This is a genomic window from Streptomyces griseoloalbus, from assembly GCA_014650015.1.
Taxonomy (GTDB): Bacteria; Actinomycetota; Actinomycetes; order Streptomycetales; family Streptomycetaceae; genus Streptomyces; species Streptomyces griseoloalbus.
This window is the reverse complement of record BMUD01000004.1, coordinates 241,599-265,082: the sequence shown is the minus strand read 5'-3', so window position 1 is coordinate 265,082 and position 23,484 is coordinate 241,599. Positions and strand designations below refer to the sequence as shown.

The following is a 23,484-nucleotide window of genomic DNA, read 5'->3' as shown; positions in this document are numbered from 1 at the left end:
ACCGGCCACATACGACCCGCGGCCCGCGACGAACGACGAAACCCGGCGGACGCCTACGCGCCCCAGCCGGCCTGCTGGCCGCCGACCCGCTCGGCCGCGATCTTCTCCGCCCACCCGGACCGGGCATATGCCGCGATGGGGTCGGGGTCCAACCCCATCTCCTCGCGCACCTCCCGGAGCAGCGGCCGCACGTCCGTGTTGTAGGCGTCCATCAGCACGGCGTTGGCCCCGAGCACGTCGCCGGAGGCCTGGGCCTCGGCCAGCGCCGACCGGTCGATCAGGAGCGCCTTGGCGGTGGCCTCCTGGACGTTCATGACGGAACGGATGATCGCCGGGATCTTCGCCTCGATGTTGTGGCACTGATCGAGCATGAACGCGACCTCGGGCGTGAACCCGCCGCCACGGATGACCTCGTACATGATCCGGAACAACTGGAACGGGTCGGCGGAGCCCACCATCAGGTCGTCGTCGGCGTAGAACCGCGAGTTGAAGTCGAACCCGCCGAGCTTCCCCTCCCGCAGCAGGGTCGCCACGATGAACTCGATGTTGGTTCCCGGAGCGTGGTGTCCGGTGTCGACCACGACCTGTGCCTGCGGTCCGAGCTTCAGGCAGTGCGCGTACGCCGTGCCCCAGTCCGGAACGTCCGTCGTGTAGAACGCCGGCTCGAAGAACTTGTACTCCAGCAGCATCCGCTGCCCCTCGCCGAGCCGCTCGTACACCTCGGCGAGCCCTTCGGCGAGCCGGTCCTGCCGTGCCCGGATGTCGTCCTGCCCGGGATAGTTCGTCCCGTCGGCGAACCACAGCTTCAGGTCCTTGGAGCCGGTCGCGTCCATGATGTCGACGCACTCCAGCAGATGATCGACGGCCTTCCTGCGCACGGCGGCGTCCGGGTGGCAGATGCTGCCCAGCCGGTAGTCGTCGTCCTGGAAGGTGTTGGAGTTGATCGCGCCGAGCCTCACACCGCGGTCCTCGGCGTGCTTGGCCAGTGCCGCGTAGTCGGTGACCTTGTCCCACGGGATGTGCAGCGCCACGGTCGGCGCGGCCCCCGTGAACGCGTGCACCTGGGCCGCGTCGTCCAGCTTCTCCTGCGGGGTGCGGGGGACGCCCTGCTGCGCGAAGACCTTGAACCGGGTCCCGGAGTTCCCGTACGCCCACGACGGCGTCTCGACGGCCTGGGTCTTGAGAGCGGCCTTCGCCGCGGCGAGCTCGGTCACGTGGGGGCTCCTGTGACATCGGGTCGTATCGACCACAGAGTGAAACGATTCAGGACGGGAAGTTATGGGGCCCCCGCAGGGGTGTCAACCCCTTGAGCCAAGACCGTCCTCCGTGACCAGCGTGTGACCTGAAGCTGTCGAAACTTTTTCGACCGGGAACCATTGACGTGACATGCGTCGCGCGCCTAACGTCCCGGCAATCCAGTTGAAACCTTTCACGACGTCGCGAGGGCAGCCCCCCGGCGTCGTCGAGGAGCCCTCATGACCCACCCGTCCGACACGGGTTCGGCCCCGGTCCTCGCGCTGAGGGACATCTCCAAGTCCTTCGGCGCGGTCCGCGCACTGCGGGACGTCTCCCTGGAGCTGTTCCCCGGGGAGGTGCACGCCCTCGCCGGCGAGAACGGAGCCGGCAAGTCGACCCTCATCAAGACGCTCGCCGGAGTGCACCGGCCGGACGCCGGCCAGGTGCTGCTCGACGGCGCGCCCGTGGTCTTCCACGGCCCCGGTGACGCCCGCGACGCCGGTATCGCCGTCATCTACCAGGAGCCCACGCTCTTCCCCGACCTGTCGATCGCCGAGAACATCTTCATGGGCAGGCAGCCCCGGCGCGCTCTCGGCCGGATCGACCACAAGGCGGTGCACGCCGCGACCGCGGCCCTGATGCAGCGGCTCGGCGTCGAACTCGACCCGGACCGTCCGGCCCGCGGTCTGTCCATCGCCGACCAGCAGATCGTCGAGATCGCCAAGGCGCTCTCCTTCGACGCCCGCGTCCTCATCATGGACGAGCCGACCGCCGCCCTCACCGGCAGCGAGGTCGCCCGCCTCTTCGGCGTCGTGCGCACCCTGCGCGAACAGGGCGCCGCCGTGCTGTTCATCTCCCACCGCCTGGAAGAGATCTTCGAGATCTGCCAGAAGGTCACCACCTTGCGCGACGGCGCCTGGATCGCCAGTGAACCGCTCCACGGCATGACCGAGGACGACCTGGTGCGCCGCATGGTCGGCCGCGACCTGGAGGAGCTCTACCCCAAGCAGGACGTGAGCCCGGGCGAGGTCGCCCTGAGCGTGCGCCGGCTGACCCGCGAGGGCGTCTTCACCGACGTCTCCTTCGACGTGCGGCGCGGCGAGATCGTCGGCCTGGCCGGACTGGTCGGCGCCGGGCGCACCGAGGTGGCCCGCGCCGTGTTCGGCATCGACCGCTGGGACGCCGGGGAGGTCGAGGTCGACGGACGCGAGCTCACCAACGGCGCCCCGTCCACCGCCATGGCGGCGGGCCTGGCCCTGGTCCCCGAGGACCGGCGCGCCCAGGGCCTGGTGATGGACATGTCCATCGAGCGCAACATCGGCCTCACCGGACTCCGTACGACCGTGAAGGCCGGCCTGATGGACCGCGGCGCCGAGCGCAGCCGCTCCCTCGACTGGGCGGTCAAGCTCCAGGTCAAGTACGCCCGGATCGCCGACACGGTGAACACCCTGTCCGGCGGCAACCAGCAGAAGGTCGTCCTCGCCAAGTGGCTCGCCACCGGGCCGAAGGTGCTGATCGTGGACGAGCCCACGCGCGGCATCGACGTCGGCACCAAGGCCGAGGTGCACCGCCTGCTGTCCCAGCTGGCCGCCGACGGCGTCGCCGTCCTGATGATCTCCTCCGACCTGCCCGAGATCCTCGGCATGGCCGACCGCGTGCTGGTGATGCACGAGGGCCGGCTCACCGCCGAGATCTCCCGTACCGACGCCACCGAGGAAACCGTGATGGCCGCAGCCACGGGGAGGACAGCCGCATGACGGTGATCAGCCCCAACCCCGCCCCCGTAGCCGACGTGCCCAAGGCCGGCGCCACCCGGCTCGTCGACCGCGTCTTCAAGATGCGCGAACTCGCCATCCTGCTCGTCTTCCTGGTGATGATCGCCGTCACCCAGGCCGGCAACAGCGAGTTCCTGTCCGAGCAGGGCATCAAGGACCTGCTGCTGAACGCGACCATCCTGGTCCTGGTCGCCACCGGCCAGTCCCTGGTCGTCATCACCCGCAACGTCGACCTGTCCGTCGGCTCGACCCTCGGCATCAGCGCCTTCGCCGCCGGCACCTATCTCCAGGGCGGCGGGAACCCGGTCGTCGCCATCGCCCTGGCCGTCCTGCTCGGCATCGGCTTCGGACTGCTCAACGGCCTGCTCGTCAGCCTCGGCCAGGTGCCCGCCCTCGTGGTCACCCTCGGCACCCTCTACATCATCCGAGGCATCGACTCCATCTGGGTCGGCTCCCGCCAGATCACCGCCGCCGATCTCCCCGCCGGGTTCGTCGACTTCGGGTCCGGCGGCATCTCGGCCGTGCCCTACCTGGCCCTCATCGCCCTCGCGGTGCTCGTGGCCACGGCGTACTACCTGAAGCACTTCGGCAGCGGGCGCGAGCTGTACGCGCTCGGCTCCAACCCGGAGGCCGCCCGCCTCGCCGGCATCCCCGTGCGCAAGCGGATCCTCGCCGCCTACACCTTCTGCGGAGCCCTCGCCGGCCTCGCGGGCGCGATGTACCTGGCCCGGTTCGGCAACGTCGACTCCGGCACCGGCAACGGCTACGAACTCACCGTCGTCAGCGCGGTCGTGGTCGGCGGTGTGGTCTTCACCGGCGGCTCCGGCAGCGTCTACGGCGCGGCACTCGGCGCGTTGCTGCTGACCTCCATCAACAGCGTGCTGCCCGCCCTCGGCGTCAGCTCCGTGTGGGTGCTCGCCATCAACGGCATCCTGCTCATCCTCGCCATCGCGGTCGACCGGATCGTCGCGCTGCGCGTGGCCTCCGCCCTGAAGAAGAGGAACGCCCGCCATGCCTGAGTCCCTCACGCGCGCGGTCCGCTGGGACACGGTCGTGGGCGCCCTGCTCGTCGTGGTCCTGCTGCTGTCGTTCACCACGGTCGACGGTTTCGGCAACGCGCTCAACCTGTCGTTCCTGATCGGCAACACCCTGCCGATCGCGCTGATCGCGCTGCCCATGACGCTGCTCGTGGTCTCCGGCGAGATCGACCTGTCCGTGGCCTCCACGGCCGGCCTGTCCGGCGCGGTGATGGGCGCCCTGTGGAACCAGGGCATGACCATCGAGGCGATCATCCCCATCTGCCTGCTGCTGGGTGTGGTCTGCGGCCTGATCAACGGCCTGCTCGTGACCCGGCTCGGACTGCCGTCCCTCGCCGTCACCATCGGCACCCTCGCCGCCTACCGGGGCATCGCACAGATCGTGCTCGGCTCCGACGCGGTGACCGACTTCCCCGTCCAGTACCTGGACTTCGCCGCCGGACGCATCGGCGACACCTTCGTCCCGTACGCGCTCCTGCCCTTCCTGGTGCTGCTCGCGATCGCCGTGGTCGCCCTGCACGCCACTCCGTTCGGGCGGTCGCTGTTCGCGATCGGCGCCAGCGAGGAGGCCGCCCGGTTCGCCGGCATCCGCGTCAAGCGGCAGAAGCTGATCCTGTTCACCCTGACCGGCCTGATGGCCTCCCTCACCGGCATCTTCTGGGCCCTGCACTACGCCAGCGCCCGCTACGACAACGCCACCGGCCTCGAACTCTCCGTCGTGGCGGCCGTACTGCTCGGCGGCATCGACTTCGACGGCGGCAAGGGCACCCTGGGCGGCGCGATCGCGGGCGTCTTCCTGCTCGGCGCCCTGCAGAACGTGATGAGCCTCCAGGACGTCTCCGCGCAGTCGCAGATCGTCGTCACCGGTGTGCTCCTGGTGCTGTCCGTGCTCGGACCGCGTGTCGCCCGGCAGATCGCCGTCGCGAGGGCCGGACGCCGGGCAGCCGCGTCACCACCGGTCTCCAAGGCCCCCACTCCCACCCCCTGAACCCTTCTCGCCCTCTAAGGAACCCACCATGCGCAAGGCATCCATCCGCCGTACCTGCGCGGCCCTCGCCGCCGTCACCTCCCTCGCCCTGGCCGCCACCGCCTGCGGCGGCACCACCAAGGAGGACGTGAAGAACGACGGCGGCGGCGCGGCGGCCTCGGCCGGCAAGGCCGACCCGAACGCGGCCACCAAGAAGGGCCTGACCGTCGGCTTCCTGCCGAAGCAGGTCAACAACCCCTACTTCACCACCGCCGACAAGGGCGGCGAGAAGGCCGTGAAGGAACTGGGCTCCACCTACAAGGAGGTCGGCCCGTCCAGCGCCACCGACACCGCCGGCCAGGTCTCCTACGTCAACACCCTGACCCAGCAGCAGGTCGACGCCATGGCCGTGTCCGCGCAGGACCCCGGCGCCCTGTGCACCGCGCTGAAGCAGGCCATGAAGAACGGCATCAAGGTCGTCACCTACGACTCGGACACCACCGCCGACTGCCGCAACGCCTTCATCTCGCAGGCCAGCGGCGAGGACCTGGGCCGTACCGAGGTGCAGCTGCTCGCCGAGCAGATCGACTACAAGGGCGAGATCGCGATCCTGTCCGCGGCGCAGACCGCGACCAACCAGAACGCCTGGATCGAGTTCATGAAGGACGAACTCAAGAAGCCCGAGTACAAGGACATGAAGCTGGTCAAGGTCGCCTACGGCAACGACGACGCCCAGCAGTCCTTCCAGCAGACCCAGGGCCTGCTCCAGGAGTACCCGAACCTGAAGGGGATCATCTCCCCGACCACCGTCGGCATCAAGGCCGCCGCCCAGTACCTGTCCGGCTCCAAGTACAAGGGCAAGGTCAAGCTGACCGGCCTCGGCACCCCCAACGACATGCGCAAGTACGTCAAGAACGGCACCGTCGAGGCGTTCGAGCTCTGGAACCCCGCCAAGCTCGGCGAGCTGGCCGCCCGCACCGCGATCGCCCTGTCCTCCGGTCAGATCACCGGCAAGGAGGGCGAGACCTTCAAGGCCGGCGCGATGGGCGAGTACACCATCGGCAAGGACGGTGTGATCAACCTCGGCAAGCCCACCGTGTTCAACGCCGAGAACATCGACCAGTTCGACTTCTGATCCCACCCCGCAGCCAAGGAGCGGTACTTCATGCAACGCGTCTGTTTCCTGCTCAAGGTCCGCCAGGACAGGATCGCCGAGTACCGCGAACGCCATGCCGCCGTGTGGCCCGAGATGCGCGAGGCGCTCTCGGCCACCGGCTGGCACAACTACTCCCTCTTCCTGCGCGACGACGGCCTGCTCGTCGGCTACCTGGAGACCGAGGACTTCGAGGCGGCCAAGGCCGGCATGGAGGCCACCGAGGTCAACGCCCGCTGGCAGACCGAGATGGCCCCCTTCTTCGAGTCCCTCGACGGCTCCCGGCCCGACGAGGCGATGAAACCGCTGACCGAGGTCTTCCACCTCGCCTGACGACGGAGCCCGAGATGAGACGGCGCACTCCGCCGGCCGGAGCACTCCTCGGCACCGTGGCGGCCCCCGCCCCCGCCTCCGGCACGGCGCGGGCCGCCGGCCCCGGCCCCTTCATCGGTACGACTACCTCGCCCCCGCACGTGGTCGACTTCCGACTGCCCGCCTGACCCAGGGCCCTTCGCCCGCAACAGGTCCGATCCGAACGAAAGACCCCGACCGTCGCGGGGTGGCCGTGCCGGTAGTGTGATGGCCCCCCGGCCACCCCCGTCTCCCTGGAGGTCCCTGCCCGATGGCCCAGTCGGTGGGTATCAAGGACGTCGCCCGCGTCGCCGGAGTCTCCGTCGGCACGGTCTCCAACGTGATCAACCGCCCGGACACGGTCGCCGCCGAGACCCGGGCGCGGGTGCTGTCCGCCATAGACCGGCTCGGCTATGTCCGCAGCGAGTCGGCGCGTCAGCTGCGCGCGGGCCGCAGCCGCATCATGGGGCTGCTCGTGCTGGACATGGGCAACCCGTTCTTCGTCGACGTGGCGCGCGGCGCCGAACGCGCCGCGCGTGAGGCCGGGCTCGGCGTGATGGTCTGCAACAGCGCCCAGAACCCGGGCGAGGAGGCCGAGTACCTCTCCCTCTTCGCCGAGCAGCGGGTGCGGGGCGTGCTGCTCACCCCGGCGGACGCCACCGGCCGCAACATCGAGGCGTTCCGCCGGCACGGCATCCCCTTCGTCCTGGTCGACCGGGTCGCCGAGGGCACCACCGAGTGCTCGGTCTCCGTGGACGACGTGGCGGGCGGCGCGCTGGCCGTGCGCCACCTCGTCGACGCCGGGCACCGCTCCATCGCGTACGTCTGCGGCCCGCCCGGGCTGAGCCAGGTCCGGGACCGCCGCAGTGGCGCCCTGAACGCCCTCGCCGAGGCCGGGCTCGGACCGGAGTGCCTGCGCGAGCTGCCCACCGAGCGGCTCGACGTGGCCGCCGGACGCGACGCGGGAGCCCGCCTCCTCGGACTCGCCGACCGCCCCACGGCCGTGTTCTGCGCCAACGACCTGCTCGCCCTCGGCGTACTCCAGGCGATGTACGCCGCCGGCGTGGGGGTTCCCGACGACCTGGCCATCGTCGGCTACGACGACATCGAGTTCGCCGCCGCCGCGGCCGTTCCGCTCACCTCGGTGCGGCAGCCCGCCGTCACCATGGGAGCCCTGGCGGCGGAGCTGCTGCTGGAGGAGACCGAGAGCGAGAGCGCGGCCACGCCGCACGAGCACCGGCGGGTCGTCCTCCGCCCGGAACTGGTGGTCCGGCGCTCCAGCCTCTCGGCCCGCTGACCATCGTTCAGTAAAACTTCCATGATCCCGGCCTCGTTGGCCGGACGAACATGTGTTGAACTGGGTCACGGTCCGACAATCCGTTCGTCCCGGGAGCCCCGTTGACCGTCAGCTACCGTCAGCCCGGACTGGTCCTCACCGACCGCCGGTTCACCGTGCCCCTCGATCACGACAACCCCTCGGGGGAGACGATCGAGCTGTACGCGCGTGAGGTCGTCGCCAGTGACAAGGCCGGCCAGGACCTGCCCTGGCTGCTCTACCTCCAGGGCGGCCCCGGCTTCGGGGCGACCCGTTTCACCGGAAAGCAGGCCTGGCTCGGCCGTGCGGTCCAGGACTACCGGGTCCTCCTTCTCGACCAGCGCGGCACCGGCAGCTCCACCCCGGCGAACCGGCAGACCCTCCCGCTGCGCGGCGGCCCCGCGGAACAGGCCGACTACCTCACCCGCTTCCGCGCCGACTCGATCGTGCGGGACTGCGAGGCCATCCGCCCCGAGGTGACCGGCGGCGCACCCTGGACCGTGCTCGGCCAGAGCTTCGGCGGCTTCTGCACCGTCGCCTACCTGTCCACCGCCCCCGAGGGCCTGGACACCGCCCTCGTCACCGGCGGCCTGCCCGCCCTGGACGCCCACGCCGACGACGTCTACCGGGCGGCCTACCCGCGCATCGAACGCAAGGTCGCCGCGCACTACGCCCGCTACCCGCAGGACGTCGAACGCGCGCGCCGCATCGCCGACCACCTCCTCACCCACGAGGTCGTCCTCCCCAGCGGCTACCGGTTCACCGTCGAGGCGTTCCAGTCCCTCGGCATCATGCTCGGCGGCAGCGAGGGCAGTCACCGGCTGCATTACCTCCTGGAGGACGCCTTCGTCCGCACCGCGGGCGGCCCCGCGCTCTCCGACGCCTTCCAGGAGCAGGCGCAGGGCCTGCTGTCGTACGCCGGCCACCCCCTGTACGCGCTCGTCCACGAGGCGATCTACGGCCGGGACGCCCGGCCCACCGCCTGGTCCGCCGAGCGCGTGCGGGCCGAGTTCCCGCAGTTCGACGCGGCCAAGGCGCTCGCCGGCGACGAGCCGCTGCTGTTCACCGGCGAGACCGTCCACCCGTGGATGTTCGACTGCGACCCCGCGCTGCGCCCGCTGCGAGAGACGGCCGAACTGCTCGCCGCCCGCACCGACTGGACGCCCCTGTACGACCCGGCGCGCCTCGCCGTCAACGAGGTCCCGGTCGCGGCCGCCGTCTACCACGACGACATGTACGTCGACACCGCCCACTCCCTGCGGACGGCGCGCGCGATCCGCGGCCTGCGCACCTGGGTCACCGACGAGTTCGAGCACGACGGCGTCCGGGCCGGCGGCCCCCGCGTCCTGGACCGGCTGCTCTCCCTGGCACGGGACGAGGTGTGAGCCGCACCGGGAGAACCCCGGTGCGAGGCCGGTGCGGCGGCCCCGGCGCGATGTCGGCGCGGCGGGTTAGTCTGCGGGCATGACCGAGCCGACGATCAGTCAACTCGCGCCCCTGCCCGGCGGGTGGCAGCGGGCCCTGGCCGTGGTCGCCCACCCGGACGACCTCGAGTACGGCTGCTCCGCGGCCGTCGCGTCCTGGACCGACGCCGGGCGCGAGGTCGCCTACGTCCTGGCGACCCGCGGCGAGGCGGGCATCGACTCGCTGGAGCCGGCGCGGTGCGGCCCGCTCCGGGAGCGGGAGCAGCGGGCGAGCGCGGCCGTGGTCGGCGTGTCGCAGGTCGACTTCCTCGACCACGCGGACGGGGTCATCGAGTACGGCCCCGCGCTGCGCCGGGACATCGCCGCCGCCATCCGCCGGTACCGGCCCGAACTGGTGATCACCCTGAACCACCGGGACAGCTGGGGCGGCACCTACTGGAACACCCCGGACCACGTGGCCGTCGGGCGGGCCACACTCGACGCGGCCGGTGACGCCGGCAACCGGTGGATCTTCCCGGAACTGGTCGAGCGCGGTCTCGAACCCTGGGACGGCGTCCGCTGGGTGGCGGTCGCCGGCTCCAGTACCCCCACGCATGCCGTGGACGCGACGGACGGGTTGGAGCGGGCGGTGCGCTCCCTGCTCGAACACCGGTCCTACATCGAGGCGTTGACCGACGAGGACCCGGAGGCCCACGCCCGCGGCTTCCTCACGCGGACCGCGCAGGAGACGGGACAGCGCTTCGGGGGCCGGCCCGCGGTCGCCTTCGAGCTGGTTCCCCGGTGACCCCCGTGGATGACGACAACGAAGTACTGGCGCGGCGCTTCGAGGAGCACCGCGGACATCTCAAGGCGGTCGCCTACCGCATGCTCGGCTCACTGACCGAGGCGGAGGACGCCGTCCAGGAGACCTGGCTGAGGCTGGGCCGTACCGACACCGACGGCATCGACAACCTCGGCGGCTGGCTGACCACCGTGACCGGCCGGATCTGTCTGGACCTGCTGCGCTCGCGCACCGCGCGCCGCGAGCAGCCGATGGACGAGACCTTCGTGCCGGACCCGGTGATCAGGCACCTTTCCCAGGTGGACCCGGAACAGCAGGCGCTGCACGCCGACTCGGTGGGCGTGGCGCTGCTGGTCGTCCTGGAGCGGCTGGAGCCGGACGAGCGGCTCGCGTTCGTGCTGCACGACCTGTTCGCGGTGCCGTTCGACGACATCGCCCCGGTCGTGGAGCGCAGCGCGGCCGCGACCCGACAGCTCGCCAGCCGGGCCCGCCGCCGGGTGCGGGACGCGGCCCCTTCGTCCGAGCCCGACCTCGGCCGGCAGAAGCAGGTGCTCGACGCCTTCATGGCCGCCGCGCGCGGCGGTGACTTCGAGGCGCTGGTCGCAGTCCTCCATCCCGACGTGGTGCTGCGGGCCGACGCGGGCGCACTGGTCCGAGGGATGGCGGCGTCCAAGACGCTCCAGGGCGCGAAGACGGTGGCCGAGTCGGCGCTCCTGTTCGCCCAGTACACCGCGGCGTCACGGGTGGTCCTGGTCAACGACGCGCTGGGCCTGCTCAGCGTGGTCGACGGACGCATCCGGTCGGTCACGTCCGTCACCAGCACCGACGGCCGCATCACCGGCCTGTACATCCTGACCGACCCGGACCGCCTCGAACGCTTGGACCTACCGAACGACAACAGCTGACCGACCCCGCCGCGCGGCCGACCCCGCCGCGCGGCCGGCCGTGCCGCGCGGCCGGCCGTGCCGCGCGGCCGGCCGTGCCGTTCCGCGCGGGCAGTCGTGCCTCCCTCGGTGCCTCCCCCGGTACCTCCCGCTCGGGCGGAGCCGGAAGCGGGGGAGGCACCCCGCGAGCGGCGGTCTGCGCAACCCCACCCGCACCGCACCCACGCGCCTCAGGAGGACTCGGGCCCCGCCGGAACAGGCGGCTCATGCCAACGTGCCGCGACCCGGCGTTCCGGCCGCAGCCGCAACGCCTCCGGCATCAGCGTGAGCCGCTCGGTCACCCGCAGCCGATACCCGGGCTCGGGCCGCAGTTCGTACCGGCGCAGCAGCAACCCCAGCACCAGCGTCGCCTCGTGCAGCGCGAACTGCCGCCCGATGCAGGCCCGCGCCCCCGTCCCGAACGGCTTGAAGGTGTGCGGCGGACGGGAGCGCACCGCCCGCGCGTCGAAGCGGTCCGGGTCGAACCGCTCGGCGTCCGCGCCCCACACCTCCGGGTCCCGGTGCAGCATCGGCGTCAGCACCAGCGTCCAGGCGCCGCGCCGCATCGGGTGCTCCCCGGCCAGCACCGTGTCCTCCCGGGCCTCCCGGGCGAAGGCGGGTGCGGTCGGCCACAGCCGCAGCGACTCGTCAAGGACTCGGCGGACGTAACGAAGCCTGGCGACCTGCTCGTAGCCGGGCGCCGCCGTGTCGCCCCAGACGCGGTCCACCTCCGCGCGGGCCCGGGCCGCGACATCGGGGTGCCGGGAGAGGTAGTGAAGGGCGAAGGAGAGCGCGCCCGAGGTGGTTTCGTGGCCGGCGACCAGGAAGGTGATGACCTGGCGGCGGACGTTCTCGGGCGACAGCCGCTCCCCGGACTGCGGGTGGGCGGTCTCCAGCATCCGGTCCAGCAGGTCCCCGTTCCCTCCGCCGTCGGCGCGCCGGATCCGCACCACCTCGTCGACGATGCGGTTGAGGTGGGCGATGTCGGCCGCGTTGCGGCGGCTCGCCCGGCGCAGCAGCAGCGGGGTCAGGGGAGCGGGAACGCTGTTCAGCCGCTGGGCGTACGTGAGCGTGCCGACCATCGCCGTGACGAACGGGTGCGGGCGCGGCCGTTCGAAGGACCCGAAGTCGTGCCCGAACCCGGTCCGCGCGATCGTCTCCAGCGTCAGCTTGGTCATGTCCCCGGGCACGTCCACCGACCGGCCCCCGGCCGCCGCACGGTCCCAGTGCTCCGTCAGCCGCTCCGCCACGGCCAGCATCATCGCGTGGTAGCCGGCCATCGCCTCCCGGCTGAACCCGGGGGCCAGCACATCGTGCGCCAGCTGCCAGTTCGGTTCGTGGTTGTACGCGGTGAACAGGCCGTCCCCGGCCACCGGCCGCAGATTGGCCACGCCCAGCCCGACGTGCTTGGCGAACCGCGACTCGTCGGCCAGATCGGCCACCAGCCCGGCGCCCCAGGTGAACACGAACTCCTTGCCGAACGCGTTCCGTCGGAAGATCGGCCCCAGCCGGCGGGCGTACTTCAGTGAGTCCTGGAGGGGAGTGCGCCGGCTCGCCCCGAGGACGTCGCCGAGCAGCGGGACGCGGTACGCAGGGTGCGGGATGCGGTGCAGTTCGGGCCAGCCCAGCTCAGCGCTGCGGAATCCCTTGGGCAGTTTGGCCCTGGTCGTCGTCTCCGCCATGACGCGATCCCCTTCGACCCGGCGAGCGAGTGCGACGTGTTGTACGCGGGTTCAATAACGCGGCTCAGTGTGGTCCGGTCGTCGAACCGGCGTCAAGTACAGTGCCCGGATGGCCGTGAACCAGGGAGGACGCACGCGCCGCCGGCTCAGCACGCAGGAGCGCCGGGCGCAGCTTCTGTCGGTCGGCGCGCGGCTGTTCTCCGAGAGTCCCTACGACGACGTGTGGATCGAGCGGGTCGCGGAGATCGCCGGGGTGTCGCGCGGGCTGCTGTACCACTACTTCCCGACCAAACGGGATTTCTTCGCGGCGGTCGTCGAGCGCGAGAGCGAGCGGATGCTGCGCATGACGGCGGCGGTCCCCGGAGTCCCGGTGCGCGAGCAGCTCACGGCGGGTCTCGACACATATCTGGAGTACGTGGAGGCCCACGCGCACGGTTACCGCGCCTTCCACCGTGCCGACGCGGCCGGGGACCAGGCGGTGCGCCGGGTCTATCAGCGGGCCCTGGCCGCGCAGGAGCGGCAGATCCTGGCCGCGCTCGCCGAGGATCCCGAGTTCGGCCCGGTCTGCGAGGCGCGGCCGGACACCCGCCTCGCCGTGCGGGGCTGGCTGGCGTTCACCACCGCGGTCTGCCTGGAGTGGCTGCGCGGCTCGGAGGTGGGGCGTGAGCAGGTGCGCGACCTGTGCGCCCGCGCCCTGCTGGGCGTGCTCACGCCCTGACGCATCTCGCAGAGATCATGCCACCCGGTTGGCGCGCACCCCGATCTTCGATAGGTTAGGCAAGGCTTACCTAAGAGGAGGTTCGGGATGGGTGACGACACGCCCAGGTGGACGGCCGCGCCCGGCGCGGCCGAGCGGGCCCGCTCGGTGCTCGCCGCCGCATGGTCCTGCGCGGTGACCGCGGAGGGGGTCCGGGAGGAGCTCGTCGGCGCGCACGGCGTGACCGATGACGGACGGGTGCTGCTGCACGTGCCCGAGGACAGCGCCCTGTTCGCCGCCGCGATCTGCGCTCCGCGCGGCGAGCCGTCCGCCGTGCTGGAGTTCGCCGACGTCGCCCCCGTCCCCGTCCGCAACCGGATCCGCGCCCGGCTGTGGCTCGCCGGCTGGTTCTCCGTCCGGGACGGCCACGTCGTCTTCCGGCCGACGCGCGTGGTGCTCCGGCAGCCGTCCGGCGCCGTGGTCGTCGACGTCGACGACTTCGCCGCCGCCGCGCCCGACCCGCTCGCCACCGCCGAGGCCCGGCTGCTGACCCACCTCGCCGACTGCCACGCCGACGCGGTCGAACGGCTGACCCGCCTGGTCGACACCGGAAGCCTGCACGGCGCGGTCCGCGTCCAGCCGCTCGCCGTCGACCGGCACGGACTGACCCTGCGCATCGAACGCGTCCGCGCGGGCGGCGACGTACGACTGCCGTTCCACGCGCCCGCCGACAACGTGGGCGAGCTCACCGAACGCATGCGTGTGCTGCTCTCCCGGGCGAGCGCCGCCCCCTGCCCCCGGGCGCTACAGCGGCAGCGCACAGACGGCGACGGGTGAGGCGAACGGCTCGCCCGCGGACCGCAGTTCACCGCTCACCCGGTCCACGTGGAACACGCTGACCGTGCCCGACCTCTGGTTCGCCGCGAACAGCAGCGCGCCGTCGGGGGAGAAGGCGATCTGGCGCGGGAAGTCACCGCCCACCGGCACGGTGTCCAGCAGCCTCAGCCGGGCGCCGTCCGCCTCGACGGCGTATCGGGTGAGGCTGTTGTGGCCGCGGTTGGCGAGGTACGCGTACCGGCCGTCGCCGGTGACGAGGATCTGCGCCGGGTAGCTGGTGCCCGCACCCGTACCCGTGGACTGCGCCTCGCCGATCCTCAGACGCCCCGAGCCGGGATCGTACGCGCACACCGCGACGGTGTTGTCGACCTCGTTGGCGAGATAGGCGTACCGGCCCCCGGGATGGAAGGTGAGATGGCGTGGTCCGGCGCCGGGCCGGGTACTCGCCCGGGCCGTCTCGGTGAGGGTGCCGGCGCCGACGTCGAGGCGGTAGCTGTAGACCGTGTCCGTGCCCAGATCGACGGCGAGGACATGGCCACCGTCCGGGCTGGTGAGGAACTGATGGGCGTGCGGCCCCTGTTGACCGGGGCCCGGCGGTGGACCGGAGTGCGTGACCAGTTCGGTGCGTTCCCCGAGCGCCCCCGAGGCGTCGACGGGGTGCACCGCGACACTGCCGGATCCGTAGTTCGCGCTCAGCAGGTGGCGCCCGTCCGGATGCACCGACAGATGACACGGGCTCGCGCCGCCGGTGCTCCGGCTGCCCAGGACCTTCCGGTCGGACAGCCGGACGGCGGTCACGGCACCGTCCTCCCGCTCGTCCACCGCGTACAGCGTCCGGCCGTCCGGGTGCACCGCCAGGTACGACGGATCGCCGACACCGGTGAGCGTGCCGGTGCCGGTGATCCGTCCCGTCCCCGGGTCGTACGTGGCCAGCCCGATGCCCTTGCCGCCGCCGTCGACCGAGGTGTACGTGCCCACGTAGAGGGGGCGCGGACCCGAGGGCCGATCACTCTCGCGCCGCGGGCCCGTGCCGGTCCCGGGGGCCTTCGGGGACGGCGAGTCCCCCGGCGGTGGCGTGTCGTCGCACGCCGGGAGCGCCGCCGCGGCGGCCGCCCCCGTGAGGGCGCCGACGAAACGGCGCCTGCTCCAGTCAGCCCTGCTCATCCACACACCTCGGGTCGTCGCTCGTCCCCTTCGCCACAGCCACCTTGGCGTCGATCACCCGCGGCGTGCAAGCGGGATCCGCCCCGCGGGAGGGCTACCATTCGCCGTCCCGCACGGGCGCGCCCGAAGCGTCCCCCAAGGGCTTCACCTGGTGGGGCGAGGGGGCCTGCCAGGGTTCGTGGTCGTCGCCCAGCCAGTCGCCGGCCGGTCTCACCTCCTGGAGCGTGTCCGCCGGGTCCAGGTCCCGCGCGTCCTGGTCGTAGTAGTCGAACCAGGGCAGACCGGCCCGGGTGTAGGCGGCCCGGTCCACCGGCGACGGGGGCGCCGCCTCGCCCGTGATGCGCCGCCACTGCGGCGGTGTGACCAGATGGACGAACACGCGCCCCGCGGGCCGCTCCGACCAGGCCGCGGGCGGCCGGTCGTCCTCGTAGACCTCCTGCCGCAGGGAACCGCCGACCCCGAGACCCATCGCCGCGGCGGCCCGGCGCGCGGCCCCGGGAGCCGCGCCGTAGGCCGGTGCGGCACCCGGCGCGGGCGGTGCCGACATCAGGGCCGGGCCGTCGTGAACGGCACCGAGGGGCACCGCCGACCGGGCCCGCTCCGCCCGCCGCCGCTGCTCCTCGCGCCACCGGGCCAGCTCCCGGTCGTTCAGCGGGAACGACTGCAACTGGACGCCGCCCCACACTTCCTCACCGGTGACCTGGCCCTCGACGGTCGCCCCCAGCCCGAGCGGCACCGCCACGAACTGGCGGACCGTGCCCTTCCCGGAGTTGATGCCGTCCAGCCAGGGCTGGCGAGGCAGCACGACGTAGTTCTGCGGCCCGCGCTCCAGGCGGTCGCTCCACGGGCGGCCCGAGACCGCGCACACCTTGCCCACCCCGACCTGCAGCGCGGCCGGCTCGCTCGTACCCGCGAAACTCAGCCACATGGCCTCGCGCAGATACACCGGCAGCATCACCCCGCCGCGCGCCCGCCACGCCTCGGGCACCGCGTCCCCGTAGTCCGCGACACGCCGGACCGGGAACTCCCCGAGGCCCGGCGGCAGCGCGTGGGTACCACGCTCCGGCAGCCGCAGCGTACGGATGAACCGCACCGCCACACCGCCCGGCAGCCGCAAGGTGTTCCCGTCGATCCGCACGGTGGTGTCGGTCATCCGCGCGCCCCCTCCCTGTTCCTCGGCCACGGCGTGTGCGCCTCGGCCGGCTGTCTCACGTGGAACGTCGAAAGACGCCACGACGGTTCCGGCGCAGCCGCTCCCACAGCCGGCCGATCCGCGGCATCCGTTCGCGTTGCTCGCGGGTGTGCCGGTCCAGCTCCTCCAGCAGCCGGCGCGACCGGTGCTCGGTGTCCATCTCGTCCAGGATGCGGTTGACCTCGGCCAGCACCGCGCCCTGCAACTGCCACTCACGGGCGTCCCGCTGTACCCCCTCCAGCAGCAGTTGCGCCAGCTTGTCGCGGGTGGTGGCGGCCTGCCGCAGCTGGGAGGCGAGCCGTTCCTCCGCCGACTCGGCGCTCGTACTGACACTGGTGGTCACCAGCACCGCGAAACTGACCACGGCGTCGGCGATCTCGGACAGCAACTGTTCCAGAGTGGCGCCCGTCTCCGGCTCGAACAGCGGCTCCGACTCGCGTTCCTTGGCGAGGTCGGTCAGCGTGCGCGCCAGCACCCGCAGGACGACCGTGCAGATCTCCATGGTGTCCAGGCCCGTGCGCAGCACCACCCGGTGCAGCAGCCCCTCCCGCACCCTCGGATTGAGCCGCAGGCTGTCCTCCGCCTGCCGGAGGGCCGCGTCCACCTCGACGATGTCGTGGTCCAGACGGCGGGCCTCGTGCAGCCGGGCCGCCGCGTGGTGCACGGGCGTACGGACCGCGGCCTGCTCACCGATGCGCAGCATCAACTGCCGCACCCGGCGGGCCATCCCCTCGATCGACTCCCCGGCCTCCTCCACCCACACCGGCGGCGCCAGCAGCAGGTTGAAGCCGAGCCCGACGACCGCGCCGATCAGCGTCTCCAGGATCCGCGCCCAGGCCGTGTCCCCGACGGTGGTCACCCCGAGCACCAGCATCGCGCTGATCGCCACCTCGGGCACGAACTCGTGCACGCGGACGACGTGCCCGACGACCAGCGACGCCAGGATCAGCAGTCCCAGACTCCACCAGGTCAGGCCCACCAGGAGGCTGAAGGCGATGGCGACCATGACCCCGGCCACCACGGAGTTCACCCGGCGCACACCCGTGGTGAGCGTGGAGTACAGGGTGACCTGGACGACGAGCAGCGCGGTCAGGGGAGCGGTGAGCGGGGCGGCCTCCGGACTCAGCCGCAGCGCGATGACGTAGGCTACCGTCGCCGCGGCCGCCGACCGCAGGGTCTGCACCGTCACCGGATCCCGGCGTCGCTTGACGAACTGCAGGGCCAACGTTGTCCACTCACGTACCTCTCGCATCCTCGGACGGTTCCCCTTCCCCCGGCGCGTCGAACGTTTCCGGACACGACGGTAATCGGCCGGGGGTGCGAACCAGGTTGTTCTCCTTCGGGGGGCTGTCCGTCCAGGCCCCGTCGTGGAACCGGTCTAGAGCTTGTCGAGGAAGGCGAACAGGTGGCGCCGCGTGCGGGCGATTTGCTCCTCCAGGGTGAGGCTCTCCTCGAAGCGGGCCCCGGTCTCCGGTACCTTCCTGCCGCGCAGATAGAGGGAACAGGCGAGGTCGGTGCACATGTAGGCGCCCACCGAGTTGCCCTCGCGGCCGGCCGTGCCCGCCTTGCGCGCGGTCATCAGCGAGACACCGCCGCGCGGATGGGTCGTCAGGCACAGGGAGCACATGCTGCGGTGCAGAAAACCGCGCTGGGCCGGCTGGAAGCGCATGGCCACCCCGACGAGGCGGTCCTGGCGCTCGGTGACGAGATAACTGCGGTCGGGTGCTCCCGGATCGCGCCAGCCCAGGAAGTCGAGGTCGTCCCACGGTTGCTCACCCAGGTCACGGGGGATGGCCAGCCGCTTGGCCTCTCCCTTCGAGCAGTTGATGAACGACGTGCGGATGTCCTGTTCGGTGAGTGCTCTCATGGGTCGTCTCCTGGCGCGTACTGTCGAAACCTAGGGGGTCTAGGTTTCTGGGGTCAGGGTAGGGATCCGGCGGGCGGGGGAGCCAATGATTTTTCCCCGGGACCAGGCCCCCGTGCGTTCCGTACGCTGTACCGACCGCAGTCGCCGAGGGGGAGGGGTGGACGACACGATGGGGGACTCCTGGGCGCGGGCCCGGCGCGTGCTGGCGGAGGCGGGGCTGCCGCCCGACGCCCTGGCCCGGGTGCGCCCGCTGAACGGGGGCACCTACAACACCGTGGAGGAGCTCGTCCTCACCGACGGGAACCGCTATGTGCTCAAGGTCCCACCCGGGCCCGCCACTGACGGCCTCCGGCACGAGCGGCGCCTCCTCGTCTCCGAGGCCCGCTACTGCGCCGGAGCCGCCGAGGCCGGCGTCCCGGCGCCGCGCGCCGTGTCCGTCGGCGGCGACACCGCCTCACCGTATCTGCTGATGACCGCCTGCCCCGGCTCGCCGTGGTCGCAGACGGCACCGGCCGGCGGCCAGGAGGCGGCACTGTGTACCGAACTCGGCCGTCAGGTGGCCCGGCTGCACCGGGTGACCGGCCCCGGGTTCGGCTATCCGTCCGGCGCCCTCGGTCCGCTCGCCCCCGACTGGCGGACGGCGTTCACCACGATGACCGACGCCGTGCTCGCCGACGCCCGCCACTACGGCGCCCGGCTGCCCCGCGCCGTCGACGAGGTGGCCGCCGTGATCCGTACCGGCGCCCCGGCGCTAGACGAGGTCACCGTCCCGGCGCTCGTCCACTTCGACCTGTGGCCCGGCAACATCCTGGTGGACCGTCCGGCGGCGGGCCGGGCCCGGATCGGCGGGCTCATCGACGGGGAGCGCATGTTCTGGGGCGACCCGCTCGCCGACTTCGTCTCCCTGGCCCTGCTCGGCGACATCAGGAAGGACGAGGCGTTCCTCGCCGGCTACGGGGAGGCCGGGGGCCGCGCCGTGTTCGACCCGGCGGCCCGGGTCCGCCTCGCCCTCTACCGCGCCTACCTCTACCTGATCATGCTCACGGAGACGATTCCGCGGGCGGCCGGGGACGAGCACGACCGCTGGGTCCAGGAGGCGGTCGCCCCGGAACTCGGGGCCGCGCTGGACGAGATCACCGAGCTGTGTTAGTTCACATCATGAAATAAGGGTGGGAGAAAGTCGCGCCGATCCGGTTTTCGGCGGTATGTTGCAGGTCGGGCAGGGTTTCGGAAGGAGCCACATGGCGGGGCGGAACGGGCGCACGGTACGCGACCTCAGGCGGGCCAACCGCACGGCCGTGCTGCAACGGCTGTACTTCGACGGCCCGCTCAGCCGCTTCGAACTCGGTCCCGCGACCGGGCTCAGCTCCGGCTCCGTGAGCAATGTCGTCGCCGACCTGGTCGCCGACGGCCTGGTGGAGGAGGCCGGCAGCGTCGACTCCGACGGCGGCCGTCCGCGCACCCTGCTGCGGGTGGCACCGGTCAGCGGCCACATGATCGGCGTGGACGTCGGCGAGACCCGGGTCCGCGTCGAACTCTTCGACCTGACCCTCACCGAGCTCGCCCGCGCGGAACTCCCGCTGGAGCAGCAGCGCTACGAGGTCGAGGTCATCGTCGACCACATCCGCTCCGGCATCGACGAGGTGCTCGCCACCGCGGGCCTCGCCCCCGAGCGGCTCCTCGGCGTCGGCATCGGCGTCCCCGGCATCGTCGAGCGCACCCCGGACCGGGGCGCGGTGGTGCACGGGCAGACCATCGGCTGGAACGCGATCCCCCTGGAGTCCCTGCTCCGCACCGACTCCCCCCTGCCCGGCACGGTGCCCTACTTCATCGACAACGGAGCCAAGACCCTCGGGCAGGCAGAGATGTGGTTCGGCGCCGGACGCGGCGCCCGCAACGCCCTCGTGGTGCTCTTCGGCTCCGGCGTGGGTGCCTGCCTGGTCACGCCCGAGGCGGAACACGGCCGGGCGGTCGAATGGGGGCATCTGACCGTAAGGGTCCGCGGGCGCCGCTGCCGCTGCGGCGCGCTCGGCTGCCTGGAGGCGTACGCCGGTGCCGAGTCGCTGCTCGCCCGGTGGCGCGAGGAGGGCGGCCGGGTGCCCGAGGACACGGACGAGGAGACGGCGCTGACGACCATGCTCGCCGCGGCCTACCCGGCCGACGACACGGCCGCCGACCCGGTCGCGCTCGCCGTACTGGAGGAGACCGCCGAGTACCTGGGCGCGGGTCTGTCCGACCTGATCAACCTCTTCCAGCCGGAACGCATCCTCATGGGCGGCTGGGCCGGCCTCCAGCTCGGCGCCCGGTTCCTGCCCGCCGTGCGCAAGCACGCCCTGTCGTACGCGCTGCGCCACCCGGCCGAGAAGGTGACGATCGAACTGGGCCGCCTCGGCCCCGACGCGGTCACCGTGGGCGCCGCGATCCTGCCGCTCGCCGACTTCTTCGCCCGTGGCGGCAGGCGCCCCGAGCCGGACCCGCAAGCACCGCCGCCCGCCTGGCACACGGCGCTCCAGGACCGCGCCCCACGCTGACACCGTCATTCCGCGTCACGCGGAGGATTCATCCGGTACGGGCTGTTCCGGGTTGCCGGACGCCGAGTGCGGGGCCCCTTGCCGACCCGTGCCGGCCTCGTCCGTGTCGGGGACGTCGGGCCCGGTCCCGCCGGACTCCGACGGCTCGTCCGACTCGGTCGGCTCCTCCGGCTCACGGGACTCGCTCTCCCGCTCCGCGGCGGCGGGCGCCACCTCCCAGGGGTCCTCGCCGGCGCCGGCCTGCTGGTCGGGCAGGTCCCGTGGGACGCCGACGCCGTTCTCCCCGGGTCCTTCGAGGCGATGGTCGGTCACGGCGCTCTCCCTTCGTTCCTCCATGAGCCCTCGCGGGTACCTCCCGGCGGGCCGGCGAAACCCGGGGCTCAGCCCACCTTGCGCCCCCGCATCGGTTCCGTGCGTTCCCCCGCGCCCTGCCGCATGCCCAGCAGGAACTCCTCCACCACCTGCGTCGCCGCGCGCACCGGCCGCCAGCCGAGGTCCACGCGCGCCCGCGTGCAGTCCATCAACGGCAGCCTCAGCACCGCGTCGAAGAGATGCGGAGAGGCGGGCAGCAGACGCAGTCCCCAGGCGGCGGCGACCGCCGAGCGGGCCGCGGTACGCGGCAGCCGTACCCGGCGGGTGCCGAGCATCTCCCCGAGCAGGTCCGCGTCGACGGCCGGCTCGGCGGCGAGGTTGAAGGCGCCCCGGGCGTCGGCGGACAGCACGGCCAGCCGATAGGCATGGGCGGCGTCGTCGGTGTGCAGCACCTGCACCCGCAGTCCCGGGATGTCGGGGAGGAGCGGCAGCAGGTCGGGCCGCGCCAGCTGACCCGGCAGGAACCGGCCGCCGAAGATACGGCGCTGCTCGCTCGCCGACTCCCGCTTGAACAGGAACGCCGGCCGCATCCGCACCACCCGCGTCCCCGGGTGATCCCGCTCGAACGTGTCCAGCGCCCGCTCGAGGTAGGCCTTCTCCCGGCAGTACGCGGCGTCCGGCCAGCCGTGCGTCGGCCACGACTCGGTCACCGCCCGATCCTTCGGGCCCGGCGAGTACGCCCCGACCGACGAGGCGTGCACCAGCGCCGGCACCCCCGCCTCGGCCACCGCGTCGAACACCCGCATGCTGCCGAGCACATTGGTGCGCCAGGTACTCGCCGGGTCGTGCGTCGGCTGGAACGCCCAGGCCAGATGGATGACCGCGTCCGCGCCGGAGAACTCCTCGACGAGATCGGACCCGTCCGAGGCCAGATCGACCGCCGACCACTCGGTCTTCGGCGGCGACCACTCGGGGAGCCGCCGGGCCAGACCCCGTACGGACCCGACCTCCGTCTCCTCCGAGAGGACCCGTACCACGCTGGTCCCGACATTGCCGGTGGCGCCCGTGACGACGACCCTCTTACCCGTTCCGCTGCTCACCTTCCGCTCCTCTCGGCCGCACGCTCCGCGGAGCCGACCGGGTACCCCTGCCGGCGCGGCCCGATCGCGTGGGAGCCGGCCTACCGCGCGGCGAACGCGTCCACGCCCGTCAGACGGGCCGACAGCTCCCACAGACGGGCCGCCTGCCCGGGGTCGACCGCCCAGTCCTTGACGCCGGTGCGCTCCTCGCCGTCCGGGGCCGGTTCGGCGATGTCGCAGTCCTCCAGGTAGACCCCTCCCATGCCGTCCAGCCGGGGGGAGGTGGCGGCCCAGACCTGGGTGGCCGCGCCCTGCTGCGGGGTCTTGAAACCCTCGGGGTTCAGCGGTGCGCCCTGCTCGTCGATCCAGCCCCGGTCCACCATCTCCTGCCGGGGAAGATGCCGCTGGAGCGGGGTGAGGATGCCGCCGGGGTGGAGGGAGAAGGCGCGCACGCCGCGGTCCCGGGCCAGCCGGTCGAGGTGGACGGCGAACAGCACGTTGGCGGTCTTCGCCTGCCCGTACGCCTCCCACTTGTCGTAGCCGCGCTCCCAGTGGATGTCGTCCCAGCGGATGCCGGAGGCATGGTGTCCGCGCGAGGAGACGGAGACGACGCGGGCGCCGCCGGGCTCGATGGCCGGCCACAGGCGGTTGACGAGGGCGAAGTGACCGAGGTGGTTGGTGGCGAACTGCGCCTCCCAGCCGGGCCCGACCCGGGTCTCGGGGCAGGCCATGATTCCCGCGTTGCCGATCACGATGTCGAGGGTCCGTCCGGACGCGAGGAAGCCGTCGGCGAAGGCGCGCACGCTCTCGAGGTCGCCGAGGTCCAGCCCGGACACCTCGACGCGGAGCAGGCCGTCCAGGGCCTCCCGCGCGGAATCCGGGCGGCGGGCGGGGACGACCACCTGGGCGCCGGCCTTGACGAGGGCGCGGGTGGTCTCCAGGCCGAGCCCCGAGTAGCCGCCGGTGACGAGTGCGACCCGGCCGGTCAGATCGATGCCGTGCAGGACGTCGTCCGCGGTGCTGCGGGCACCGAAGCCCGAGCCGATCCTGTGCTGTGCGGTGCTGCTGTTGTTCATGTCCGTCACGCTACGAATTGGAGCGTTCTCGAAGTCAAGCGACGCCCGGGGCGGCGAAGACACGGGGGCCCGGGAAGTCACCGGC

23 protein-coding genes are annotated in these 23,484 nt (G+C 72.3%); 14 read left to right on the top strand and 9 right to left on the bottom strand.

Annotated elements, in window-relative coordinates; all coding sequences use genetic code 11:
- Nucleotides 1-53: 53 nt before the first annotated feature.
- Nucleotides 54-1,214, bottom strand: a complete 1,161-nt coding sequence (gene rhaI / locus IE178_RS08335) for an L-rhamnose isomerase (protein WP_193511791.1) — start codon at nt 1,212-1,214, stop codon at nt 54-56.
- 261 nt (nt 1,215-1,475) lie between these two features.
- Between rhaI and IE178_RS08330 the strand changes: the two genes are divergently transcribed.
- The 10 genes from IE178_RS08330 to sigJ all read left to right on the top strand — a co-directional run bounded on the left by IE178_RS08330 (nt 1,476) and on the right by sigJ (nt 10,944).
- Nucleotides 1,476-2,993: a sugar ABC transporter ATP-binding protein gene (locus tag IE178_RS08330; RefSeq protein ID WP_184762627.1), complete on the top strand. Its 1,518-nt coding sequence runs from the start codon at nt 1,476-1,478 to the stop codon at nt 2,991-2,993.
- Entirely contained in the window at nt 2,990-4,030 is a 1,041-nt protein-coding gene (locus tag IE178_RS08325; protein ID WP_184762628.1) for an ABC transporter permease, read from the top strand. The genes IE178_RS08330 and IE178_RS08325 overlap by 4 nt, the downstream gene beginning before the upstream one ends.
- Nucleotides 4,023-5,036, top strand: a complete 1,014-nt coding sequence (locus IE178_RS08320) for an ABC transporter permease (RefSeq protein ID WP_193511790.1) — start codon at nt 4,023-4,025, stop codon at nt 5,034-5,036. The genes IE178_RS08325 and IE178_RS08320 overlap by 8 nt, the downstream gene beginning before the upstream one ends.
- A gap of 28 nt (nt 5,037-5,064) precedes the next feature.
- The gene (gene rhaS, locus IE178_RS08315) at nt 5,065-6,150 is read left to right on the top strand and encodes a rhamnose ABC transporter substrate-binding protein (RefSeq protein WP_184762630.1); all 1,086 of its coding nucleotides are present in this window, start codon (nt 5,065-5,067) and stop codon (nt 6,148-6,150) included.
- A gap of 30 nt (nt 6,151-6,180) precedes the next feature.
- Entirely contained in the window at nt 6,181-6,501 is a 321-nt protein-coding gene (locus IE178_RS08310) for an L-rhamnose mutarotase (protein WP_184762631.1), read from the top strand.
- A 14-nt stretch (nt 6,502-6,515) separates the two neighbouring features.
- On the top strand, nt 6,516-6,668 hold the full coding sequence (locus IE178_RS08305) for a hypothetical protein (RefSeq protein WP_193511789.1): 153 nt from the start codon (nt 6,516-6,518) through the stop codon (nt 6,666-6,668).
- A gap of 122 nt (nt 6,669-6,790) precedes the next feature.
- On the top strand, nt 6,791-7,816 hold the full coding sequence (locus IE178_RS08300) for a LacI family DNA-binding transcriptional regulator (RefSeq protein ID WP_184762633.1): 1,026 nt from the start codon (nt 6,791-6,793) through the stop codon (nt 7,814-7,816).
- A gap of 101 nt (nt 7,817-7,917) precedes the next feature.
- Nucleotides 7,918-9,219 carry an alpha/beta fold hydrolase gene (locus tag IE178_RS08295; RefSeq protein WP_193511788.1) on the top strand — a complete coding sequence of 434 codons (1,302 nt, stop codon included), beginning with the start codon at nt 7,918-7,920 and terminating at the stop codon, nt 9,217-9,219.
- Between the two features lie 79 nt (nt 9,220-9,298).
- Nucleotides 9,299-10,042, top strand: coding sequence for a PIG-L deacetylase family protein (locus IE178_RS08290; protein WP_193511787.1), 744 nt, complete (start codon nt 9,299-9,301; stop codon nt 10,040-10,042).
- Entirely contained in the window at nt 10,039-10,944 is a 906-nt protein-coding gene (gene sigJ / locus IE178_RS08285) for an RNA polymerase sigma factor SigJ (RefSeq protein ID WP_193511786.1), read from the top strand. The genes IE178_RS08290 and sigJ overlap by 4 nt, the downstream gene beginning before the upstream one ends.
- Nucleotides 10,945-11,153: 209 nt before the next feature.
- Here the strand turns inward: sigJ and IE178_RS08280 are convergent, their stop codons facing one another.
- Nucleotides 11,154-12,644, bottom strand: coding sequence for a cytochrome P450 (locus IE178_RS08280; protein WP_193511785.1), 1,491 nt, complete (start codon nt 12,642-12,644; stop codon nt 11,154-11,156).
- Between the two features lie 109 nt (nt 12,645-12,753).
- On the opposite strand from IE178_RS08280, the gene IE178_RS08275 reads away from it, so the two are divergent.
- Together IE178_RS08275 and IE178_RS08270 are read left to right on the top strand one after the other, a co-directional pair.
- Nucleotides 12,754-13,362, top strand: coding sequence for a TetR/AcrR family transcriptional regulator (locus tag IE178_RS08275; protein ID WP_193511784.1), 609 nt, complete (start codon nt 12,754-12,756; stop codon nt 13,360-13,362).
- An 87-nt stretch (nt 13,363-13,449) separates the two neighbouring features.
- Nucleotides 13,450-14,178, top strand: a complete 729-nt coding sequence (locus IE178_RS08270; RefSeq protein WP_193511783.1) for a DUF2470 domain-containing protein — start codon at nt 13,450-13,452, stop codon at nt 14,176-14,178.
- Here the strand turns inward: IE178_RS08270 and IE178_RS08265 are convergent.
- The 4 genes from IE178_RS08265 to IE178_RS08250 form a co-directional block, all read right to left on the bottom strand.
- Nucleotides 14,146-15,342, bottom strand: a complete 1,197-nt coding sequence (locus IE178_RS08265; protein ID WP_184762640.1) for a lactonase family protein — start codon at nt 15,340-15,342, stop codon at nt 14,146-14,148. The two genes, IE178_RS08270 and IE178_RS08265, sit on opposite strands and share 33 nt — an antisense overlap.
- Nucleotides 15,343-15,436: 94 nt before the next feature.
- On the bottom strand, nt 15,437-16,495 hold the full coding sequence (locus tag IE178_RS08260) for a hypothetical protein (RefSeq protein WP_193511782.1): 1,059 nt from the start codon (nt 16,493-16,495) through the stop codon (nt 15,437-15,439).
- A 55-nt stretch (nt 16,496-16,550) separates the two neighbouring features.
- Nucleotides 16,551-17,786: an aromatic acid exporter family protein gene (locus IE178_RS08255; RefSeq protein WP_193511781.1), complete on the bottom strand. Its 1,236-nt coding sequence runs from the start codon at nt 17,784-17,786 to the stop codon at nt 16,551-16,553.
- Between the two features lie 126 nt (nt 17,787-17,912).
- On the bottom strand, nt 17,913-18,401 hold the full coding sequence (locus IE178_RS08250) for an FBP domain-containing protein (RefSeq protein WP_184762643.1): 489 nt from the start codon (nt 18,399-18,401) through the stop codon (nt 17,913-17,915).
- 169 nt (nt 18,402-18,570) lie between these two features.
- Here IE178_RS08250 and IE178_RS08245 point away from each other — a divergent pair, with 169 nt between their 5' ends.
- Complete coding sequence (locus IE178_RS08245) at nt 18,571-19,551, top strand: phosphotransferase family protein (RefSeq protein ID WP_193511871.1); 981 nt, start codon at nt 18,571-18,573, stop codon at nt 19,549-19,551.
- 91 nt (nt 19,552-19,642) lie between these two features.
- Nucleotides 19,643-20,932, top strand: a complete 1,290-nt coding sequence (locus IE178_RS08240) for an ROK family transcriptional regulator (RefSeq protein ID WP_193511780.1) — start codon at nt 19,643-19,645, stop codon at nt 20,930-20,932.
- Nucleotides 20,933-20,947: 15 nt separating this feature from the next.
- Here IE178_RS08240 and IE178_RS08235 read toward each other — a convergent pair whose 3' ends face one another.
- The 3 genes from IE178_RS08235 to IE178_RS08225 all read right to left on the bottom strand — a co-directional run bounded on the left by IE178_RS08235 (nt 20,948) and on the right by IE178_RS08225 (nt 23,399).
- Nucleotides 20,948-21,244 carry a hypothetical protein gene (locus IE178_RS08235; RefSeq protein WP_184762645.1) on the bottom strand — a complete coding sequence of 99 codons (297 nt, stop codon included), beginning with the start codon at nt 21,242-21,244 and terminating at the stop codon, nt 20,948-20,950.
- Nucleotides 21,245-21,312: 68 nt separating this feature from the next.
- Nucleotides 21,313-22,344, bottom strand: a complete 1,032-nt coding sequence (locus IE178_RS08230; protein WP_193511779.1) for an SDR family oxidoreductase — start codon at nt 22,342-22,344, stop codon at nt 21,313-21,315.
- A gap of 80 nt (nt 22,345-22,424) precedes the next feature.
- On the bottom strand, nt 22,425-23,399 hold the full coding sequence (locus IE178_RS08225; protein WP_193511778.1) for an SDR family NAD(P)-dependent oxidoreductase: 975 nt from the start codon (nt 23,397-23,399) through the stop codon (nt 22,425-22,427).
- Between the last annotated feature and the right edge of the window lie 85 nt (nt 23,400-23,484).

What these genes read in the sequence shown, in the direction of transcription:
- IE178_RS08330 (WP_184762627.1), top strand. Translation starts at nt 1,476, where the DNA reads ATGACCCACCCGTCCGACACGGGTTCGGCCCCGGTCCTCGCGCTGAGG.
- IE178_RS08325 (WP_184762628.1), top strand. Translation starts at nt 2,990, where the DNA reads ATGACGGTGATCAGCCCCAACCCCGCCCCCGTAGCCGACGTGCCCAAG.
- IE178_RS08320 (WP_193511790.1), top strand. Translation starts at nt 4,023, where the DNA reads ATGCCTGAGTCCCTCACGCGCGCGGTCCGCTGGGACACGGTCGTGGGC.
- rhaS (WP_184762630.1), top strand. Translation starts at nt 5,065, where the DNA reads ATGCGCAAGGCATCCATCCGCCGTACCTGCGCGGCCCTCGCCGCCGTC.
- IE178_RS08310 (WP_184762631.1), top strand. Translation starts at nt 6,181, where the DNA reads ATGCAACGCGTCTGTTTCCTGCTCAAGGTCCGCCAGGACAGGATCGCC.
- IE178_RS08305 (WP_193511789.1), top strand. Translation starts at nt 6,516, where the DNA reads ATGAGACGGCGCACTCCGCCGGCCGGAGCACTCCTCGGCACCGTGGCG.
- IE178_RS08300 (WP_184762633.1), top strand. Translation starts at nt 6,791, where the DNA reads ATGGCCCAGTCGGTGGGTATCAAGGACGTCGCCCGCGTCGCCGGAGTC.
- IE178_RS08290 (WP_193511787.1), top strand. Translation starts at nt 9,299, where the DNA reads ATGACCGAGCCGACGATCAGTCAACTCGCGCCCCTGCCCGGCGGGTGG.
- IE178_RS08280 (WP_193511785.1), bottom strand. Translation starts at nt 12,644, where the DNA reads ATGGCGGAGACGACGACCAGGGCCAAACTGCCCAAGGGATTCCGCAGC.
- IE178_RS08275 (WP_193511784.1), top strand. Translation starts at nt 12,754, where the DNA reads ATGGCCGTGAACCAGGGAGGACGCACGCGCCGCCGGCTCAGCACGCAG.
- IE178_RS08270 (WP_193511783.1), top strand. Translation starts at nt 13,450, where the DNA reads ATGGGTGACGACACGCCCAGGTGGACGGCCGCGCCCGGCGCGGCCGAG.
- IE178_RS08265 (WP_184762640.1), bottom strand. Translation starts at nt 15,342, where the DNA reads ATGAGCAGGGCTGACTGGAGCAGGCGCCGTTTCGTCGGCGCCCTCACG.
- IE178_RS08260 (WP_193511782.1), bottom strand. Translation starts at nt 16,495, where the DNA reads ATGACCGACACCACCGTGCGGATCGACGGGAACACCTTGCGGCTGCCG.
- IE178_RS08255 (WP_193511781.1), bottom strand. Translation starts at nt 17,786, where the DNA reads ATGCGAGAGGTACGTGAGTGGACAACGTTGGCCCTGCAGTTCGTCAAG.
- IE178_RS08250 (WP_184762643.1), bottom strand. Translation starts at nt 18,401, where the DNA reads ATGAGAGCACTCACCGAACAGGACATCCGCACGTCGTTCATCAACTGC.
- IE178_RS08245 (WP_193511871.1), top strand. Translation starts at nt 18,571, where the DNA reads ATGGGGGACTCCTGGGCGCGGGCCCGGCGCGTGCTGGCGGAGGCGGGG.
- IE178_RS08240 (WP_193511780.1), top strand. Translation starts at nt 19,643, where the DNA reads ATGGCGGGGCGGAACGGGCGCACGGTACGCGACCTCAGGCGGGCCAAC.
- IE178_RS08225 (WP_193511778.1), bottom strand. Translation starts at nt 23,399, where the DNA reads ATGAACAACAGCAGCACCGCACAGCACAGGATCGGCTCGGGCTTCGGT.